Below are 17,145 nucleotides of genomic sequence, written 5' to 3' on the forward strand. Positions count from 1 at the left end.
CGCACACTGCCGGAATGGGCGCGATTTTCCACATGCGGCACTACGGTCAGGCCACCGGACTGGATCGCCACGACTATGCGCAGTGGGTGCTGCCACTGCAGGGTGAGCTGCAGTTCGAGATGGAGGGCAGGGGCGGTCGCCTTGACCTGCTGCAGGGGGCATTCGTGGCGGCCGGCGAAGCGCACGACCAGATGGCCGAGGGTCCCAATGGTTTCGTGATTGTCGACTGCGGGCCGGGGGTGCTCGATGACGCGACCCAGGAGCACCTGCGCCGGCAGCGCTGGCTGCATCTGCCGCTGTCGCTGCGGCAGCGGCTTGCCCAGGTGCAGCCCGGCCGGCCTGTGCCAGCGCTGCTGCCGGAACTGCTGCGGAGCTTCGCACCTGCCGGTAGTGGTGCGCGCCTGCAGGGCCTGTGCGCTGCGGTCGAGGCGATGCCGGGGCAGGCGTGGTCGGTAGCGCGCATGGCTGCCTTTGTCGGCATCAGCGAAAGCCGCCTGCATGCGGTGTTCCGGCGTGAGTTCGGCCTCAGCCCGCAGGCGTGGCTCAGTGCCAGCCGCCTGCGCTGGGCCAAGCACCAGTTGCGGGTCAGCCCGGCATCGATCAGCGATATCGCACTGGCCGCAGGGTATTCCGAGCAGAGTGCACTGACCCGCGCGCTGCGCCGCGAATGCGGGCAGACGCCGGCGGCATGGCGGCGAGCCGCGCCCGCCGTTATGGAAGCGAACCGGCAGTAGCCTCGGTCAAGACCGGCCAGCAAGGGGCCGCTTACACTGCGCGGCCCGTTCCCGCTGTGAACCTGCAATGCGCAACAACCCGATTGCTCTGGGCATCGCCAATGGCGTCGCCGCCGGTGCGCTGTGGGGCGTGGTCTTCCTCGCGCCGGCCGTGTTAAGCACGTTCAATGCCCTGCAGCTTTCCGCCGGCCGCTATCTGGTCTATGGCCTGATTGCCGTGGTCCTGCTGCTGCCGCGCTGGAAGCGGCTGGCGCCGAGGCTCGGTCGCGCCGAGTGGATCGGCCTGCTGTGGCTCAGCCTGGCCGGCAACCTGGTGTACTTCCTGCTGTTGGCCACGGCGGTGCAGTGGGCCGGTGGCGCCGCTGCTTCGTTGATTGTCGGCCTGATTCCGGTCGTGGTCACCGTGGTGGGGGTACGCGAGAAGGGCGCAGTGCCGTTGCAGCAGCTGCTGCCCGCGCTGGCGCTGTGCGTGCTCGGGGTGGCGATGGTCGGCTGGGAGGCGCTGATGTCCGAGCATCTGGGTACGCCCTGGCGGCAACGCCTGATCGGCCTGCTGTGCGCGTTCGGTGCGCTTTTCTCGTGGGCGCTGTATTCCATCGGCAACAGCCGCTGGCTGTCGCGGCGGCCCGACCTTTCCAGTCACGACTGGTCGCTGCTGACCGGCGTCACCACCGGTGGTCTGTCGCTGCTGCTGGTGCCGATGGCGTTCATCGGCCAAGGTGGGGCGCACACCGCCGCACAGTGGAGTGGCTTCTGGGCCATCAGCGCCGGCGTGGCGGTGGTCGCCTCGATCCTCGGCAATGCGTTCTGGAACCGGGCCAGTCGCCTGCTGCCGCTGACCCTGACCGGGCAGATGATCGTGTTCGAGACACTGTTCGCGCTGCTGTACGCCTTCGCCTGGCAGCGACGCTGGCCGAGTCTGCTGGAAGCGTTGGCGATCATGCTGCTGGTGGGCGGGGTGCTGTTGTGCGCGCACGCGCATCGCACGCCGCGCGCAATCACCGAACATGTCGGCTGAATCGACGCATTGCGGCCGACGTTCACCGGTTTGTCTCATTTGCAACCAAATGCCAGCACGTTGGCCGATGATCGCTGCATGGAAATATTGCGCCGCAACACTTGACAGCGGCCATCGTGGCGGTGTTTTCTGTACGCCATGGTCCTTGATGCCGCCACTGCCTGTCTGATCGACCCCGCTACCGCGGGCCGTTCGACTGCGCCGGTCGCCATCACCACCATTACCACCACCACCGCCACCACTGCCCTGGTGCGGCCCGTCGTCTTCGTGTAACTCCCGAAAACAACGGCCCCGCACCATCCAGGTGACGGGGAAACTCGACCACCTGCATGCGACGGGGCCTCCAACCGAGGTCTGCATGTCCCCTAACGCCCCCAATCATTCGCCTGCTGCGTCCGCTCTGGCCGCGCCGTCCACTGTCGTGCACAAGTTCGGCGGTACCTCGGTGGCCGACGCCGAGCGCTATCGCCATGTCGGCGGCCTGCTGCTGGCCCGCCCCGAGTCGCTGCAGGTCAGCGTGGTCTCGGCCATGAAGGGGGTTACCGATGCGCTGATCGAACTGGCGCACCTGGCAGCCCGGGGCGATGCCGGCTGGCAGGAGGCGTGGCATGCGCTGCGCGCGCGGCATCGTGGTGCCGCGGTAGCGCTGCTGGGTGAGCAGGTGGGCGATACCGTGGACTGGATCGATGCACGCTTCGACCAGTTGGCCGAGGTGCTGGCCGCTCTGGCGGTGATCGGCGAACTGCCACGCGAGGTGCTCGACCGCGTGCAGGGCCTGGGCGAAGTGTTCTCCGCTCAGTTGCTTGGCACCCACCTGCGCGCGCTGGGCGAGGACTGCGCAGTGCTGGATGCACGAGATGTGCTGGTGGTCGGCCACGGCGAACTGGGCGTGGACGTCGACTGGGATGCCAGTGCCGGCCGCCTTGCCGCGTGGCGGCTGCAGCACCCGCAGTCGCGCGTGGTCGCCACCGGTTTCGTCGCCCGCGACCGCCAGGACCGCGTCACCACGCTGGGCCGCAACGGCAGTGACTACTCCGGCGCGATCTTCGCCGCACTGTTCGCCGCCGATGAACTGCATATCTGGACCGACGTCGACGGCGTGCTGTCGGCCGACCCGCGGCTGGTGCCGGAGGCCGTGCAGCTGCACGCGCTGAGCTACGACGAGGCCTGCGAGCTGGCCTATTTCGGGGCGAAAGTGGTGCATCCGCAGACGATGTCACCGGCGATCCGGCTGGGCCTGCCGATCTTCATCCGCAATACCTTCCAGCCCAGCCATCCGGGTACGCGGATCAGCGCCGAGCGCTCGCCACGTGGCCCGGTGAAAGGGCTGACGCTGAGCACGGATCTGGCCCTGCTGAACCTGGAAGGCACCGGCCTGATCGGCGTGCCGGGTACCGCCGAACGGGTGTTCGCCGCGCTGCGCCAGGCACAGGTGTCGGTGGTGATGATTTCGCAGGGCTCTTCCGAACATTCGATCTGCTGCGTTGTCCGCGCAGGCGAAGCGGCGCGTGGTCGCGATGCCGTGGTGCAGGCGTTCTCGCACGAACTGGCTGCCGGCCAGGTGCAGCGGGTGCAGGTCAGCGAGGGCGTCAGCGTACTGGCCGCCGTCGGCGATGGCATGGCGGGCCAGCCGGGCGTGGCCGCACGGCTGTTCGAGTCGCTGGGCCGGGCGCAGGTGAACATCCTGGCGATCGCGCAGGGGTCTTCCGAACGCAACATCTCGGTGGCGGTGGCAAGCGCCGACGCGACCCGCGCGCTGCGGGCGGCGCATGCCGGGTTCTGGCTGTCGCCGCAGACGTTCGCGGTGGGGGTGATCGGTCCGGGCAATGTCGGCGCTGCGCTGCTGGACCAGCTGCTGGCGGCGCGCCCGCAGTTGCTGGCCAAGGCCAATGTCGATCTGCGCCTGCGCGCGCTTGCGTCACGCTCGCGCATGCGCCTGGAGGCTGATGGCCTGCATGAAGACTGGCGCCAGGCGCTGCAGGACGCTGGCCAGGCCAGCGATCTGGACCACTTCACCGAGCACCTGCTGGCCGCGCATCTGCCGCATGCGGTGGTGATCGACTGCAGTGGCAGTGCAGAGGTCGCCGAGCGCTACGAAGGCTGGCTGGCCGCCGGCATCCACGTGGTGACCCCGAACAAGCAGGCTGGCGCCGGTCCGCTGGCACGCTACCAGCGCATCCGCGCGGCGGCGGCTACCAGTGGTGCGCGCTTCCGCTACGAGGCTACGGTGGGTGCCGGCCTGCCGGTGATCACCACGCTGCGTGACCTGGTGGATACCGGAGACGAAGTACTGGCAATCGAAGGCATCTTCTCCGGCACGCTGGCCTGGCTGTTCAATCGTTTCGACGGCAGCCAGCCGTTCTCGGCACTGGTCGCGCAGGCGCGCTCGATGGGCTACACCGAGCCGGATCCGCGCGACGACCTGTCCGGGGTGGATGTTGCGCGCAAGCTGGTGATCCTGGCCCGCGAGGCCGGTCACGCGCTCAGCCTGGAGCAGGTGCAGGTGGAGAGCCTGGTGCCGGCGTTGCTGCGCGAAGGAAGCGTGGACGATTTCATGGCCCGCCTGGGCGCCTCCGATGAGGCGCTGCTGGCCCGGCTGCACGATGCCCGCCAGCGCGGTGCGGTGCTGCGCTATGTCGCGCGGCTGGGGCCGGATGGCGCGTCGGTCGGTCTGCAGGAGCTGCCGGCCGACCACGCGTTCGCCAACCTGCGGCTGACTGACAACGTGGTGCAGTTCCGTACCCGCCGCTACTGCGACAACCCGCTGGTGGTGCAGGGCCCGGGCGCGGGCCCGGAAGTCACCGCTGCCGGCGTGTTCGCCGATCTGCTGCGGGTGGCGGCCGGCGAAGGAGCGCGGCTGTGATCGCACGCGCTTTCGCACCCGCATCGGTGGCCAACGTGGCGGTCGGCTTCGACATCCTCGGCCACGCCATCGCCGGTATCGGCGATACGGTGAGCGTGCGCCGCATCGACGAACCGTTGGTGCGCATCGATGCGATCCGTGGCAGTGCGGTCGAACTGCCGCTGGATGCGGCCGGCAATACCGCCGGCGCCGCGCTGATCGCGCTGCGTGCAGCGCTGGGGCTGGGCTTCGGTTTCGCCATCGAGATCGACAAGGGGATTCCGTTCGGCTCCGGCATGGGCGGATCGGCGGCTTCCTGCGTGGCCGCGCTGGTGGCAGCCAATGCACTGCTGGACGCACCACTGCCGCGCGACGCGCTGTATCCGTTCGCACTGGATGGCGAAGCCGTGGCCAGCGGCGGCCGCCATGGCGACAATGTCGGTCCGCTGCTGTTGGGCGGTGTGGCGCTGTGCACGGCTGATCGCCTGGTGCCGATTCCGGTGCCGGCCAGCTGGCACAGCCTGCTGGTGCATCCGCATGCGGTGCTGGAGACCCGGCGGGCACGACAGGCGCTGCAGGGCAGCTATGCGCTGGGCGAATTCGTCGCCCAGAGTGCCCACCTGGCGCTGGTGTTGAGCGGTTGCCATCGCAGCGATGCCTCGCTGGTGCGCGCCGGCCTGCGCGATGTGCTGGTGGAGCCGCGACGGGCCAGCCTGATCGTGGGCTTCGACGCGGCACGCAACGCTGCACTGGCCGCCGGTGCGATGGGCGCAGGCATTTCCGGCGCCGGGCCCAGCGTCTTTGCCTGGTTCGAAGATGCCGACCAGGCGCGCGCGGCAGCGCAGCCGGTGCGTGCGGCGTTTGCCGCTGCCGGCTTCGACAGTGATGCCTGGATCTCGCCGCTGGATGCACCCGGAGCCTGCTTGTGCTGAATCCTTCCTCCCTACCGGATATCGACCCCATGCAATTCGTTTCGACCCGCGGCCAGTCGCCGGCCGTTGGACTCAGTGCGGCCATCGCTGCCGGCCTTGCCCCCGATGGTGGCCTGTACGTACCGGAGGTGCTGCCGGCGCCGCGCGCGCTGCAGGCCGGCGCGAGCCTGGCCGATACCGCCGCTGACCTGCTGGCGCCGTTCTTCGCGGGCGATGTGCTGGCCGAGGCCTTGCCATCGATCTGCCGTGAGGCCTTCGATTTCCCCGTGCCATTGCGCGGGCTGCGCAACAGCGGTGACCATGTGCTGGAGCTGTTCCATGGGCCGACGGCGGCGTTCAAGGATATCGGCGCGCGCTTCCTCGCCGGTGTACTGTCGCGGCTGCAGACCGGCAAGGGCCGCGATCTGACCATCGTCGTGGCCACCTCCGGTGACACCGGTGCAGCCGTAGCGGCGGCCTTCCATCGGCAGCCCGGTATACGCGTGGTCGTGCTGTATCCCGACGGGCGGGTGTCGCCGCGACAGGCGCACCAGCTCGGCTGCTTTGGCGACAACATCCAGGCGCTGCGGGTGGCCGGTTCGTTCGATGATTGCCAGGCGATGGTGAAGCAGGCGCTGGCCGACCGCGATCTGCAGGCGCAGGTACCGCTGAGCTCCGCGAACAGCATCAGCCTGGGCCGGCTGCTGCCGCAGATGAGCTATTACGCGCACGCGGCGCTGACCCATCATGCGCAGCATCAGCGGCGCTTGAACCTGGTGGTGCCGACCGGCAACCTCGGCAATGCGATGGCGGCAGTGCTGGCGCGCGCGCTGGGCGTGCCGATCGGGCAGATCGTGCTGGCCACCAACGCCAACGCGGTACTGCCGCGCTATTTCAGTGGCGACCCGTACCAGCCAGCGGCCAGCATTGCGACCGTGGCCAACGCCATGGATGTCGGCGCGCCCAGCAACTTCGAGCGGCTGCGCTGGCTGTACCAGGGCGATGATGCCGAGCTGCGGGCGGCGTTCCGCGCCTTCGCGGTGGATGACGTGACCATCCGCGCGACCATCGCCAGCGCCCATGCCAGCGATGGTGCACTGTTCTGCCCGCATACGGCCACGGCGGTGAAGGTGCTGCAGGATCTGCGCGCGGGCGGCGCCAAGGGCGACTGGGCAGTGGTTGCTACCGCGCACCCGGCCAAGTTCGAGGCGGTGGTGGAACCGTTGATCGGCGAAGCAGTGGCGGTGCCGCCGGCCTTGGATGCACTGCTGCAGCGTCCGGCACATGCCGAGCCATTGGCGGCGGACTACGCGGCATTGCGTGAGGTGTTGTTGCGTTGAGCGAAGATCCGGGTGGTTGCCGGCCAGCGGCCGGCACTACCCGTGGTGCGTGCTTCTGGTAGTGCCGGCCGCTGGCCGGCAACCCCATGACCGGCTGGGCGCTCAGCCCTGCACGTCACCGGCCAGCGTGCGCAGGCCATCCTCGTCGAGGATCTCGACCACGTTCAGATGGGGCAGGGCGATCAACCCCTGCTGGCGCAGCTTGGTGAAGGTGCGGCTGACCGTCTCCATCGTCAGGCCCAGATGATCGGCGATGTCGCCGCGGCCCATCGGCAGGGAGACGCGCAGGCCATCTCCGCCCAGCTTGGCCTCGCGCGCGGCCAGGCGAAGCAGGAAATCAGCGAGTTTTTCCGCCGGCTGCAGGCGTGCCAGCGCCAGCGCGGCATCCTGCGCGGCATCCAGCTCCTGGCAGGCGCGCTGCAGCAGCTTGCGCTCCAGGTGCGGATAGCGGGCGCGCAAGCCCTTCATCTGCGGCAGGGCAATGCGGCACACGCGGCTGTCTGCAATCGCCTCGATGTCGTAGCGATGGTGGTCGCTGCCACTCAGGCCCAGGTAATCGCCAGGCAGCACGAAGCCATTGATCTGGCGACGGCCATCGGCAAGCGTGCGCACCAGCCGCAGCGCGCCACCGGTCAATGTATAGACATGCTGGCGCTCTTCGCCGCTGCGGGCGAGGGTGCTGCCCATCGGCACCTGCTGCGACACGGTCACCTGTTCCAGCGCCTGCACCTCATCGGGCGACAGCGCAGAGCACACCGCCAGGTGGCGTACCGAGCAGTGCAGGCAGTCCAGCGTGGCGCAGGACGGCGCGGCGGGGTCGATGGTGGCGGGCGGAGCGCCGGAAGGCCGGGACATGTTGCGTGGGCGTATCGCGGGCGGGGGAGGGCTTTATGATACTTCAAGCGGCCGTTGGACCCCTTATCTGCGGCTGAGCGATGCGGGGCGCTAGAATGTCGCCCCCTCCCACGTCCCCGATTCCGCAGGAGCTCCGCCCGTGATCAAGCCCCGTACCCCGCCCGGCACCCTTGAACTGCTGCCGCGCGAGCAGATTGCGTTCCAGCGCATGCTGGACGTCATCCGCCGCAACTACGAGCGCTTCGGGTTCCTGCCGGTGGAGACGCCGGTGTTCGAGCTGTCCGATGTGCTGCTGACCAAGTCCGGCGGCGAAACCGAGCGCCAGGTGTATTTCGTGCAGTCCACCGGCGCGCTGGCCAACGCTGCTGAGTCCGGCGATCGTTCGCTGCCGGAGATGGCGCTGCGCTTCGACCTGACCGTGCCGCTGGCGCGTTACGTGGCCGAACACGAACACGAGCTGACCTTCCCGTTCCGCCGTTACCAGATGCAGCGCGTGTACCGCGGCGAGCGCGCCCAGCGCGGCCGCTTCCGCGAGTTCTACCAGTGCGACATCGACGTGATCGGCAAGGACAGCCTGAGCGTGCGTTACGACGCCGAAGTGCTGGCGGTCATCCATGCGGTATTTGCCGAACTGCGCATCGGTGACTTCAGCATCCAGTTGAACAACCGCAAGCTGCTGCGCGGCTTCTTCGAAAGCCTGGGCGTGGCCGAGGGCGAACGCCAGCTGGCAGTGCTGCGCGAAGTGGACAAGCTGGACAAGCGTGGCCCCGACTACGTGCGCGAAACGCTGGTGGGCGAAGGCTTCGGCATTCCGGCCGAACAGGTCGAGAAGATCCTGGCCTTCGTCGCCGTGCGTTCGCAGGGTCATGCCGATGCGCTGGCACAGCTGGCAGCACTGGAAGACGGTGCGGGTTCCTCGGAGATCCTGCGTGCCGGCGTGGCCGAGCTGCGCGAAGTACTGCAGCTGGTGCAGGCACTGGGCGTGCCGGAAAGCGCGTACTGCCTGAACTTCTCCATTGCACGTGGCCTGGATTACTACACCGGCACGGTGTACGAGACCACGCTGACCGACCACCCGCAGATCGGGTCGATCTGTTCCGGTGGCCGTTATGAAGACCTGGCCAGCCACTACAGCAAGTCCAAGCTGCCGGGCGTGGGCATTTCCATCGGCCTGTCGCGCCTGTTCTGGCAGTTGCGCGAAGCTGGCCTGATCGAGGGCATCGAGGCCAGCAGCGTGCAGGCGCTGGTGGCGCTGATGGACGAGCAGGGCATGCCGCAGTCGCTGGACATCGCCCGCCGCCTGCGCGCCGGTGGCATCAACACCGAAGTGCAGATGGAGCCGAAGAAGATCGGCAAGCAGTTCCAGTACGCGGCCAAGGCCGGTATCCGTTTCGTGGTGCTGGCTGGCGAGGACGAACTGGCGCGCGGCGTGGTGGCGGTGAAGGACCTGCTGCGCGAGCAGCAGTTCGAGGTCTCCCGTGATGAACTGGCCAGCACCCTGCAGGTGGAACTGGAGCAGTCGCGGGTCATGCCGTGACGCGTGCCGCTGCAGGAACACTGATGCTGTTCCTGCTGGCGGCATGCCAGAGCGATCTGGCGTTGCGCAGCACCCGGATCGGCCCTGCGTATTACCAGCTGGTGGCTGATCGCTGCCATGTGATGGATCGAGCGCAGCTTGAGCAGGATCTGCAGGCCCTTGCCGAGCGGGCGTGCCCGGGCCGGGCAGGAACGCTGCAGAACCTGCAGTCCCGTCCCAGCCGGCAGGGCAGCCTGTTCGGTGAATGCCTGCGGCGCGGCGCGCTGCAGGCAGAGGTCCGCTGCCTGCCCTGATCGAAGCCCGGCCCATTGCCTCATCCGAACGCCCACCGCCCGGTGGGCGTTTTCGTTTCCGCCGCCTGAACGAGCCTGGCGGACCCTGGCAGTCCCTTTGACGCAGCGCGCAAGAATGCGTTAATGTACTAACACGCTATTACATTGATGCAAGAGCCCCGCCCGTGAAAGCCCGCCCCGACATCGCCGCCAAAGACCCGCAAGCCGATCTGGACGCCTTGGCCCAGGCCTTTGCCGCGCTGCGCGAGCCGGAGCAGGTGGTCGCCTTCCTGCGTGACCTGTGCACGCCAGCCGAGCTGGAAGCCATGGCCGACCGCTGGAAGGTGGTGCCGCTGCTGCAGCAGGGCGTGCCCTATCGCGAGATCCACGAGCGCACCGGCGTCAGCGTGACCACCACCGGACGGGTGGCACGCACGCTCGAGCATGGCCATCGAGGCTATGCCGCCGCTGTCGACCGCCTTGCTTCGCGCTGATCCGCGCCCCGTTCCAGACTTCGAGACCTCCCCCATGAGTGCAACCCAGGCAGCGCCGGCGCGAGACCGGCTGCGTATCGCCATCCAGAAGAGTGGCCGGCTGGCCGAGCCCGCCCGCAACCTGCTCAGTGCCTGTGGCCTGAGCTGGCGCGAGAGCCGCGACAAGTTGTTCTGCTACGGCGAATCACTGCCGGTGGACCTGTTGCTGGTACGCGACGACGACATTCCCGGCCTGATCGCCGATGGCGTCTGCGACCTGGGCATCGTCGGCCGCAATGAACTGGACGAACAGGCGGCCGCGCGTCGCCAGATCGGCCTGGCCGATGCCTACCAGGCATTGCGGGGGCTGGGCTTTGGCCAGTGCCGCTTGATGCTGGCGGTGCCGGAAGACTGGCAATGGCAGGGGCCGGCACAACTGGCCGGTACCCGCATCGCCACCAGCTACCCGGCCATCCTCAAGCAGTGGCTGGCCGCGCAGGGCGTGGATGCACAGGTGGTGGAACTGTCCGGCTCGGTGGAGATCGCGCCGCGCCTGGGCACCGCCGACCTGATCTGCGACCTGGTCTCCAGCGGCGCCACGCTGCGTGCCAACCAGCTCACCCCGGTACACAACCTGCTCGACAGCGAAGCCGTGCTGGCCGGTGCGGTACGCGTTCCCGATGATGCGCGCGGCGCGCTGCGCAGCATGCTGCTGCGCCGCCTGGACGGCGTGGTGCAGCGGCAGGACCGCAAGCTGCTGATGTTTCGCGCCAGCGAGGACCGCGTCGACGCGTTGTCGCAGCTGCTGGCCGATGCCGAACCGTTGGTGCGTTTGCCTGCCGATGGCGGTGCATTGCGCCTGCAGACCATGTGCCCCGGTCCATTGACCTGGCAGCGCATGGAAGAACTGGAGCGCGCCGGCGCCCAGGGCCTGATGGTACTGAGCGTGGAGCGGTCGCTGGCATGAATCGTCTGATCTGGTCGCAACTTGACGAGGCCGCACGCAGCGCGGCGCTGACCCGCCCGGTGCAGACCGTGGCGCAGCAGACCCGTGATGCGGTGGCTGCGCTGATCGCGCAGGTGCGCACGCAGGGCGACGCCGCGCTGCGCGCGATCACCGCGCGCTTCGATGGCGTGGATCTGCAGGATTTCGAAGTTTCCGCAGCCGAGTTCGCAGCTGCCGATGCCGCGGTGCCGGCCGAGCTGCGCCAGGCCATGGTGGAAGCGGCCGAACGCATCACCCGCTTCCACGCGGCCGGCATGGGCCAGGGCTATACGGTGGAAACCGCGCCGGGCGTGGTCTGCGAGCGCATGCTGCGGCCGATCGGCCGGGTTGGGCTGTACGTGCCGGCCGGTAGTGCGCCACTGCCGTCCACCGCGCTGATGCTGGGCGTGCCGGCGCAGTTGGCCGCTTGTCCACAGGTGGTGCTGTGCACCCCGCCGCGTGCCGACGGTACGGCCGATCCTGCGGTGCTGGTGGCCGCGCGCCTGACCGGTGTGCAACGCGTGTTCAAGCTGGGTGGTGCGCAGGCGATCGCGGCGATGGCCTATGGCACCGAAAGCATCCCGGCCAGCGACAAGCTGTTCGGGCCGGGCAACAGTTTCGTCACCGAGGCCAAGCAGCAGGTGGCACAGGACGGTGCCGCCGCCATCGACATGCCGGCCGGTCCCTCGGAAGTGCTGGTGATCGCCGATGCCGGTGCCAACCCTGCATTCGTTGCCGCCGATCTGCTGTCGCAGGCCGAGCACGGCCCGGATTCACAGGTGCTGCTGCTGACCGATGATGCGGCGATGCTGGCGGCCGTCGAGGCCGAAGTTGAGCGCCAGGTGGCCCTGCTGCCGCGGCAGGACGTCGCCCGTCAGGCGCTGTCGGCATCGCAGTTGATCCAGGTGGAATCGCTGGCCGATGCGTTTGCGATCAGCAACCGCTACGCCCCCGAACACCTGATCCTGGCCCTGCGCGAACCGCGCGCGTGGCTGGACCAGGTGCAGGCGGCCGGTTCGGTCTTCCTCGGCGACTACACGCCGGAAGCACTGGGTGACTACTGCAGCGGCACCAACCACGTGCTGCCCACCGCCGGTGCCGCGCGCGCTTACAGTGGCGTCAGCGTGGCCAGCTTCCAGAACCTGATCAGCGTACAGAGCGCGACCGCCGCTGGCCTGGCCGCGATCGGTGGCTGCGCGCGCATCATCGCCAGCGCCGAAGGGCTGGACGCGCACGAACGTGCGGTGGCACTGCGCATGGAGGTGGACGCATGAGCGCGGACGTCGACGGCGTGCTGGCACTTGTGCGCCCGGACCTGCTGGCCTTTGCCGGCTACAGTTCGGCGCGCAGCAGCGCGGTGCAGGGCGAGGTGTGGTTGAACGCGAACGAATCGGCGTGGGCCAACCCAGCCGACGCCACGGGGGGCTGCCGCCGCTACCCGGAGCCGCAACCGGCTGCGCTGCGTGATGCGCTGGCGTCGCTGTACGGCGTGCAGCCGCAACAGCTGCTGGTAGGCCGTGGCAGCGACGAGGCGATCGATCTGCTGGTGCGCGCCCTGTGCGTGCCCGGCCGCAATGGCGTGCTGGTGACGCCGCCGGTATTCGGCATGTACGCAGTCTGCGCACGCTTGCAGGGTGCGCCGTTGATCGAGGTGCCACTGATTGACGATGGTGAGGGCCTGCGCACGGACCTGGATGCGGTGATTGCCGCTGCGAAGGGGCAGGGCGCCAAGCTCGTTTTCCTGTGCGCGCCGTCCAATCCCGCCGGCAGCGATATCCCGCTGGCGGAGATCGAACGGGTGGCCCTTGCCCTGCGCGGGCAGGCGCTGGTGGTGGTGGACGAGGCCTATGTCGAGTACGCGCAGCGCGCTTCGGCGACCACGCTGCTTGCCGCGCACGCCAACCTGGCGGTGCTGCGCACGTTGTCCAAGGCGCACGCACTGGCCGCCGCGCGTGTCGGCACCTTGATCGCCGCGCCGGAGCTGATTGCGGTGCTGCGCCGCTGCCAGGCGCCGTACCCGGTGCCGACGCCGTGCGCCGAGCTGGCCGTGCAGGCGCTGCAGCCGGCCGCGCTTGCGCGCACCGCTGAGCGGGTAGCCACGGTAATCACCGAGCGCGAGCGCCTGCACCACGGCCTGCAGGGCCTGCCTGGCATCGGCCGGGTATACGCCTCGGCCGGCAACTACCTGCTGGTCCGCTTTACCGATGCGCAGGCGGCGTTCGACGCGCTGCTTGCTGCCGGCGTGGTGGTGCGCGACCAGCGCGCCGCACCGCAGCTGGGCGACGCACTGCGTATCAGCATCGGCAGCCCCGAAGAGAACGACCGCGTGCTCGCGGCCCTGTCGGCACGGAGGGCCGCGGCATGACGCCGATCCTGTTCATCGACCGCGACGGCACCCTCATCGAGGAGCCGGCGGATTTCCAGATCGACGCCTACGAGAAGCTGCGCTTCGTGCCGCAGGTGATCCCGGCGCTGCTGAAGCTGCGCGATGCCGGCTACCAGTTCGTGATCGTCACCAACCAGGACGGTCTGGGCAGCGAGAGCTACCCGCGCGCCAGCTTCGATGGCCCGAATGACCTGATGCTGCAGATCTTCGAAAGCCAAGGCATTGTTTTCCGTGACGTGCTGGTCGACTGCAGCTGGCCGCACGACAACGCGCCGACGCGCAAGCCGGGCATCGGCCTGATGACGGCCTACCTGCAGGACCGCAGCATCGACTGGGCGCGCTCGGGCATGGTGGGCGACCGCATCACCGACCTGCAGTTCGCCGACAACCTCAACATCCGTGGCTTCCAGCTGCGCACCGAACAGTTCGGCGGCGAGTGGGACTGGCCCGGCATCGCCCACGCACTGGCCGATGCACCACGCACGGCAGTGGTCCAGCGCAATACCAAGGAGACGAAGATCCGCGTCGAGCTGGATCTGGATCGTGCCGGCGATGCGCACATCCACACCGGCCTGCCGTTCTTCGACCACATGCTGGAGCAGATCGGCAAGCACGGCGGTTTCGCCCTGGACATCCGCGCCGAGGGTGACCTGCACATCGACGAGCACCACACCATCGAAGACACCGGCCTTGCACTGGGCCAGGCCCTGCGCGAGGCGCTGGGCGACAAGCGCGGCATCGGCCGTTACGGCTTCACCCTGCCGATGGATGAAACCCTGGCCAGCGCTGCGCTGGATTTCAGTGGCCGCCCGTATTTCGTGTTCGAAGGCGAGTTCAAGCGCGAGCGCGTGGGCGACATGCCGACCGAGCTGGTCCCGCACTTCTTCCGTTCGCTGTGCGACGCCAGCGGGCTGAACCTCAACCTGCAGGTGCGTGGCGACAACGACCACCACAAGGTTGAAGCCTGCTTCAAGGCCCTGGCACGTGCGCTGCGGCCGGCACTGGCGCGGCAGGGTACCGCCTTGCCGACCACCAAGGGGGCGCTGTGAGCGAGGTCGTGCTGATCGATGCCGGCGGTGCCAACTTGGGTTCGGTGCGCTACGCATTGGAACGGCTCGGTGCGACGGTGAAGCTGGTCCGCGATGCCGAAGGCCTGGCCGGCGCGCAACGGGTGATCCTGCCCGGCGTCGGCGCGGCCGGCCCCGGCATGCAGCGCCTGCATGCGCAGGGCCTGGTCGAGCCGCTGCGCCAGCTGCAGGTGCCCTTGATGGGCATCTGCCTGGGCATGCAGCTGTTGTTTGACCGCTCCGAAGAGGCCGGCGTGGATACGCTGGGATTGATCCCCGGCGTGGTACGCAAGCTGGTGCCGGCCTGTGGCATCCGCGTGCCGCACATGGGCTGGAACCGGCTGCTGCCGCTGCGCCCGTCGCTGCTGCTGCAGGGGGTTCCCGAGCGCGCCAGCGCGTACTTCGTGCACAGCTATGCCGCGCCGCTGAACAGCCATACCGTCGCCGCCTGTGATCACGGCGGCCTGTTCACCGCCGTGGTCGAGCAGGGCCGCTACTTCGGCGCCCAGTTCCATCCCGAGCGGTCCGGCGATACCGGTTCGCTGATGCTGCGCAATTTCCTCGAGGGCACCGCTGCATGAGTTTCATCGTCTACCCCGCACTGGATATCCGCGACGGCCGCGTCGTGCGGCTGCGCCAGGGCGACTACGCGCAGGAAACCCACTATGGCGACGACCCGCTGCCGCGTGCGCAGGCGTTCGCCAGGCAGGGCGCACAGTGGATGCACCTGGTCGATCTGGATGCCGCACGTGCCGGTGGCTACACATTGGCGCCGCTGTTGGCCGCGATCCGTGCGCAGACCCCGCTGCAGGTGCAGACCGGTGGCGGCGTGCGTGGCCGTGACGACGTGGCACGCATCCTCGATGCCGGCGCCAGCCGCGTGGTGATCGGCTCACTGGCGGTGCGCGAGCCGGCGCAGGTGATCGGCTGGCTGGGCGAGTTCGGCCCGGAGCGGCTGACCATCGCCCTCGATGCACGGCAGGACGCGCAGGGGCAATGGCAGCTGCCGGTGCATGGCTGGACCGAGAACGCGGGGGTGACCCTGGATGCGCTGGCCGAACGCTATGCACAGGCCGGCATGCGTCACCTGTTGTGCACCGACATCGCCCGCGACGGCATGCTGGCCGGGCCCAACATCAGCCTGTACCAGCACCTCGCAGCGTTGCTGCCGGGCGTGGCGGTACAGGCGTCAGGCGGTATCCGCGATGTGGCCGACGTGGCTGCGGCACAGGCCGCCGGTTGTGGCGGCGCGATCCTCGGCAAGGCATTGCTGGAACAGCGCATGGACCTGGCGGAGGCGCTGGCATGCTGAGCCGCCGCATCATTCCGTGCCTGGACGTGCGCGATGGCCGCGTGGTCAAGGGCGTGCGTTTCCGCGATCACGTCGACATGGGGGACATCGCCGAACTGGCGCAGCGCTATCGCGACCAGGGCGCCGACGAGCTGGTGTTCTATGACATCGGCGCCAGCCCGGAGGCACGGTCGGTGGACGTGGCCTGGATCGAGCGCATCGCGCGCCTGATCGATATCCCGTTCTGCGTGGCCGGCGGCATCGACAGCGTGGAGACCGCGCGTCGTGTGCTGTTCGCCGGTGCGGACAAGATCTCGATCAACTCACCCGCGCTGGGCCGCCCGGAACTGATCACCGAACTGGCCGAAGAATTCGGCGTGCAGTGCGTGGTGGTCGGTGTCGACTCGGTACGCGAGGACGACGGCCAGTGGCGCGTGCGCCGTTTCAGCGGCGACCCGGACAGAACCCAGGCAGTGCCGCTGCGCACGCTGGACTGGATCGTCGAGGCGCAGCGCCGGGGTGCCGGCGAGATCGTGCTGAACTGCATGGACAGCGATGGCGTACGCCGCGGCTATGACGTCGAGCAGCTGCGCCAGGCACGTGCGCTGTGCCAGGTGCCCCTCATCGCATCGGGCGGTGCCGGTACGATGGAGCACTTCGCCCAGGCCTTTGACCAGGCCGACGTTGACGGTGCGCTGGCGGCCAGCGTATTCCACAGTGGCGCCATCGCCATTGCCGACTTGAAGCGCTACCTGCGCGAGCAGCAGATCGAGGTGCGGGATGTCTATTGATGTGCGGCCGTCGCCGCAGGCGCTGGAAACGCTGGACTGGGACAAGGGCGATGGGCTGCTGCCGGCCGTTGTGCAGGACGCCGACACCCTGCAGGTGCTGATGCTGGGCTACGTCAGCGCCGAGTCGCTGGCAGCGACGCTGGCCATCGGCCATATGACCTTCTTCAGCCGCAGCAAGCAGCGTCTCTGGACCAAGGGCGAGCAGTCCGGCAATGTGCTGGCGGTGCAGTCGATCAGCGTCGATTGCGATGCCGATACGCTGCTGGTGCTGGCGCGCCCGGCAGGCCCGACCTGCCACACCGGCGCGGAAAGCTGCTTCGACGGCGCACCGAAGGACTTCCTCGGTGGCCTGGACCAGCTGGTCGCCGTGCGCGAGGCGCTGCGCCCCTCCGGCAGCTATACGACGTCCCTGTTCGAAGGCGGCATCCGCCGCATCGCGCAGAAGGTGGGCGAGGAAGGCGTGGAGACGGCGCTGGCCGCGGTGGCGCAGGACGATGAGGCCTTGCTGGGCGAGGCGTCGGATCTGCTGTACCACCTGCTGGTGCTGCTGCGCGCGCGCAGGCTGTCGCTGCAAGATGCCCGCGACGTGCTGGAAAAGCGCCATCGTTAGAGGTGCGGCAGCGCCGGCCGCTGGCCGGCAACC

17 protein-coding genes are annotated in these 17,145 nt (G+C 68.8%); 16 read left to right on the forward strand and 1 reads right to left on the reverse strand.

Annotation, left to right across the window (positions count from 1 at the left end; genetic code table 11):
* Positions 1-14: 14 nt before the first annotated feature.
* The 5 genes from LMF57_RS08935 to thrC all read left to right on the forward strand — a co-directional run bounded on the left by LMF57_RS08935 (position 15) and on the right by thrC (position 6,845).
* Complete coding sequence (locus LMF57_RS08935) at positions 15-734, forward strand: AraC family transcriptional regulator (RefSeq protein ID WP_117310262.1); 720 nt, start codon at positions 15-17, stop codon at positions 732-734.
* Between the two features lie 67 nt (positions 735-801).
* On the forward strand, positions 802-1,752 hold the full coding sequence (locus LMF57_RS08940; RefSeq protein ID WP_208082640.1) for a DMT family transporter: 951 nt from the start codon (positions 802-804) through the stop codon (positions 1,750-1,752).
* Positions 1,753-2,110: 358 nt separating this feature from the next.
* Positions 2,111-4,615: a bifunctional aspartate kinase/homoserine dehydrogenase I gene (gene thrA, locus LMF57_RS08945; protein WP_208082639.1), complete on the forward strand. Its 2,505-nt coding sequence runs from the start codon at positions 2,111-2,113 to the stop codon at positions 4,613-4,615.
* Positions 4,612-5,526, forward strand: a complete 915-nt coding sequence (locus tag LMF57_RS08950; RefSeq protein WP_208082638.1) for a homoserine kinase — start codon at positions 4,612-4,614, stop codon at positions 5,524-5,526. Before thrA ends, LMF57_RS08950 begins: the two co-directional genes overlap by 4 nt.
* Positions 5,527-5,555: 29 nt before the next feature.
* The gene (gene thrC / locus LMF57_RS08955) at positions 5,556-6,845 is read left to right on the forward strand and encodes a threonine synthase (RefSeq protein ID WP_229291253.1); all 1,290 of its coding nucleotides are present in this window, start codon (positions 5,556-5,558) and stop codon (positions 6,843-6,845) included.
* Positions 6,846-6,947: 102 nt separating this feature from the next.
* On the opposite strand, the gene LMF57_RS08960 is transcribed toward thrC, so the two are convergent.
* On the reverse strand, positions 6,948-7,700 hold the full coding sequence (locus LMF57_RS08960; protein WP_229291254.1) for a helix-turn-helix domain-containing protein: 753 nt from the start codon (positions 7,698-7,700) through the stop codon (positions 6,948-6,950).
* A gap of 139 nt (positions 7,701-7,839) precedes the next feature.
* Between LMF57_RS08960 and hisS the strand changes: the two genes are divergently transcribed.
* The 11 genes from hisS (at position 7,840) to hisIE (ending at position 17,112) form a co-directional block, all read left to right on the forward strand.
* Entirely contained in the window at positions 7,840-9,237 is a 1,398-nt protein-coding gene (hisS, locus tag LMF57_RS08965) for a histidine--tRNA ligase (RefSeq protein ID WP_025874842.1), read from the forward strand.
* Between the two features lie 23 nt (positions 9,238-9,260).
* Positions 9,261-9,530 (forward strand): hypothetical protein, encoded by a 270-nt coding sequence (locus LMF57_RS08970; protein ID WP_229291255.1) that lies wholly within the window; start codon positions 9,261-9,263, stop codon positions 9,528-9,530.
* 164 nt (positions 9,531-9,694) lie between these two features.
* A complete protein-coding gene (locus tag LMF57_RS08975) occupies positions 9,695-10,003 on the forward strand; it encodes a YerC/YecD family TrpR-related protein (RefSeq protein ID WP_025874839.1) in 309 nt (102 codons plus the stop codon).
* A gap of 34 nt (positions 10,004-10,037) precedes the next feature.
* Entirely contained in the window at positions 10,038-10,949 is a 912-nt protein-coding gene (gene hisG / locus LMF57_RS08980; RefSeq protein WP_033830971.1) for an ATP phosphoribosyltransferase, read from the forward strand.
* Positions 10,946-12,241, forward strand: a complete 1,296-nt coding sequence (hisD, locus tag LMF57_RS08985) for a histidinol dehydrogenase (protein ID WP_229291256.1) — start codon at positions 10,946-10,948, stop codon at positions 12,239-12,241. The genes hisG and hisD overlap by 4 nt, the downstream gene beginning before the upstream one ends.
* Entirely contained in the window at positions 12,238-13,332 is a 1,095-nt protein-coding gene (hisC, locus tag LMF57_RS08990) for a histidinol-phosphate transaminase (RefSeq protein WP_229291257.1), read from the forward strand. The genes hisD and hisC overlap by 4 nt, the downstream gene beginning before the upstream one ends.
* Positions 13,329-14,402, forward strand: coding sequence for a bifunctional histidinol-phosphatase/imidazoleglycerol-phosphate dehydratase HisB (hisB, locus tag LMF57_RS08995; RefSeq protein ID WP_025874831.1), 1,074 nt, complete (start codon positions 13,329-13,331; stop codon positions 14,400-14,402). Before hisC ends, hisB begins: the two co-directional genes overlap by 4 nt.
* Complete coding sequence (hisH, locus tag LMF57_RS09000) at positions 14,399-15,001, forward strand: imidazole glycerol phosphate synthase subunit HisH (RefSeq protein WP_025874829.1); 603 nt, start codon at positions 14,399-14,401, stop codon at positions 14,999-15,001. Before hisB ends, hisH begins: the two co-directional genes overlap by 4 nt.
* Complete coding sequence (gene hisA, locus LMF57_RS09005; protein WP_117310272.1) at positions 14,998-15,732, forward strand: 1-(5-phosphoribosyl)-5-[(5-phosphoribosylamino)methylideneamino]imidazole-4-carboxamide isomerase; 735 nt, start codon at positions 14,998-15,000, stop codon at positions 15,730-15,732. Before hisH ends, hisA begins: the two co-directional genes overlap by 4 nt.
* Positions 15,726-16,502 (forward strand): imidazole glycerol phosphate synthase subunit HisF, encoded by a 777-nt coding sequence (hisF, locus tag LMF57_RS09010; RefSeq protein WP_222389787.1) that lies wholly within the window; start codon positions 15,726-15,728, stop codon positions 16,500-16,502. The genes hisA and hisF overlap by 7 nt, the downstream gene beginning before the upstream one ends.
* Complete coding sequence (hisIE, locus tag LMF57_RS09015; RefSeq protein ID WP_229291258.1) at positions 16,492-17,112, forward strand: bifunctional phosphoribosyl-AMP cyclohydrolase/phosphoribosyl-ATP diphosphatase HisIE; 621 nt, start codon at positions 16,492-16,494, stop codon at positions 17,110-17,112. Before hisF ends, hisIE begins: the two co-directional genes overlap by 11 nt.
* Positions 17,113-17,145 lie beyond the last annotated feature (33 nt).

This window comes from Stenotrophomonas sp. SI-NJAU-1, from assembly GCF_020883215.1.
GTDB classification, from domain to species: domain Bacteria; phylum Pseudomonadota; class Gammaproteobacteria; order Xanthomonadales; family Xanthomonadaceae; genus Stenotrophomonas; species Stenotrophomonas indicatrix.

Excerpts from the sequence above, each read along its gene's own strand:
- thrC (WP_229291253.1), top strand. The coding sequence starts at position 5,556 with ATGCAATTCGTTTCGACCCGCGGCCAGTCGCCGGCCGTTGGACTCAGT.
- hisG (WP_033830971.1), top strand. The coding sequence starts at position 10,038 with ATGAGTGCAACCCAGGCAGCGCCGGCGCGAGACCGGCTGCGTATCGCC.
- hisC (WP_229291257.1), top strand. The coding sequence starts at position 12,238 with ATGAGCGCGGACGTCGACGGCGTGCTGGCACTTGTGCGCCCGGACCTG.
- thrA (WP_208082639.1), top strand. The coding sequence starts at position 2,111 with ATGTCCCCTAACGCCCCCAATCATTCGCCTGCTGCGTCCGCTCTGGCC.
- hisIE (WP_229291258.1), top strand. The coding sequence starts at position 16,492 with ATGTCTATTGATGTGCGGCCGTCGCCGCAGGCGCTGGAAACGCTGGAC.
- hisD (WP_229291256.1), top strand. The coding sequence starts at position 10,946 with ATGAATCGTCTGATCTGGTCGCAACTTGACGAGGCCGCACGCAGCGCG.
- LMF57_RS08970 (WP_229291255.1), top strand. The coding sequence starts at position 9,261 with ATGCTGTTCCTGCTGGCGGCATGCCAGAGCGATCTGGCGTTGCGCAGC.
- hisA (WP_117310272.1), top strand. The coding sequence starts at position 14,998 with ATGAGTTTCATCGTCTACCCCGCACTGGATATCCGCGACGGCCGCGTC.
- LMF57_RS08935 (WP_117310262.1), top strand. The coding sequence starts at position 15 with ATGGGCGCGATTTTCCACATGCGGCACTACGGTCAGGCCACCGGACTG.
- hisB (WP_025874831.1), top strand. The coding sequence starts at position 13,329 with ATGACGCCGATCCTGTTCATCGACCGCGACGGCACCCTCATCGAGGAG.
- LMF57_RS08960 (WP_229291254.1), bottom strand. The coding sequence starts at position 7,700 with ATGTCCCGGCCTTCCGGCGCTCCGCCCGCCACCATCGACCCCGCCGCG.
- hisF (WP_222389787.1), top strand. The coding sequence starts at position 15,726 with ATGCTGAGCCGCCGCATCATTCCGTGCCTGGACGTGCGCGATGGCCGC.
- LMF57_RS08940 (WP_208082640.1), top strand. The coding sequence starts at position 802 with ATGCGCAACAACCCGATTGCTCTGGGCATCGCCAATGGCGTCGCCGCC.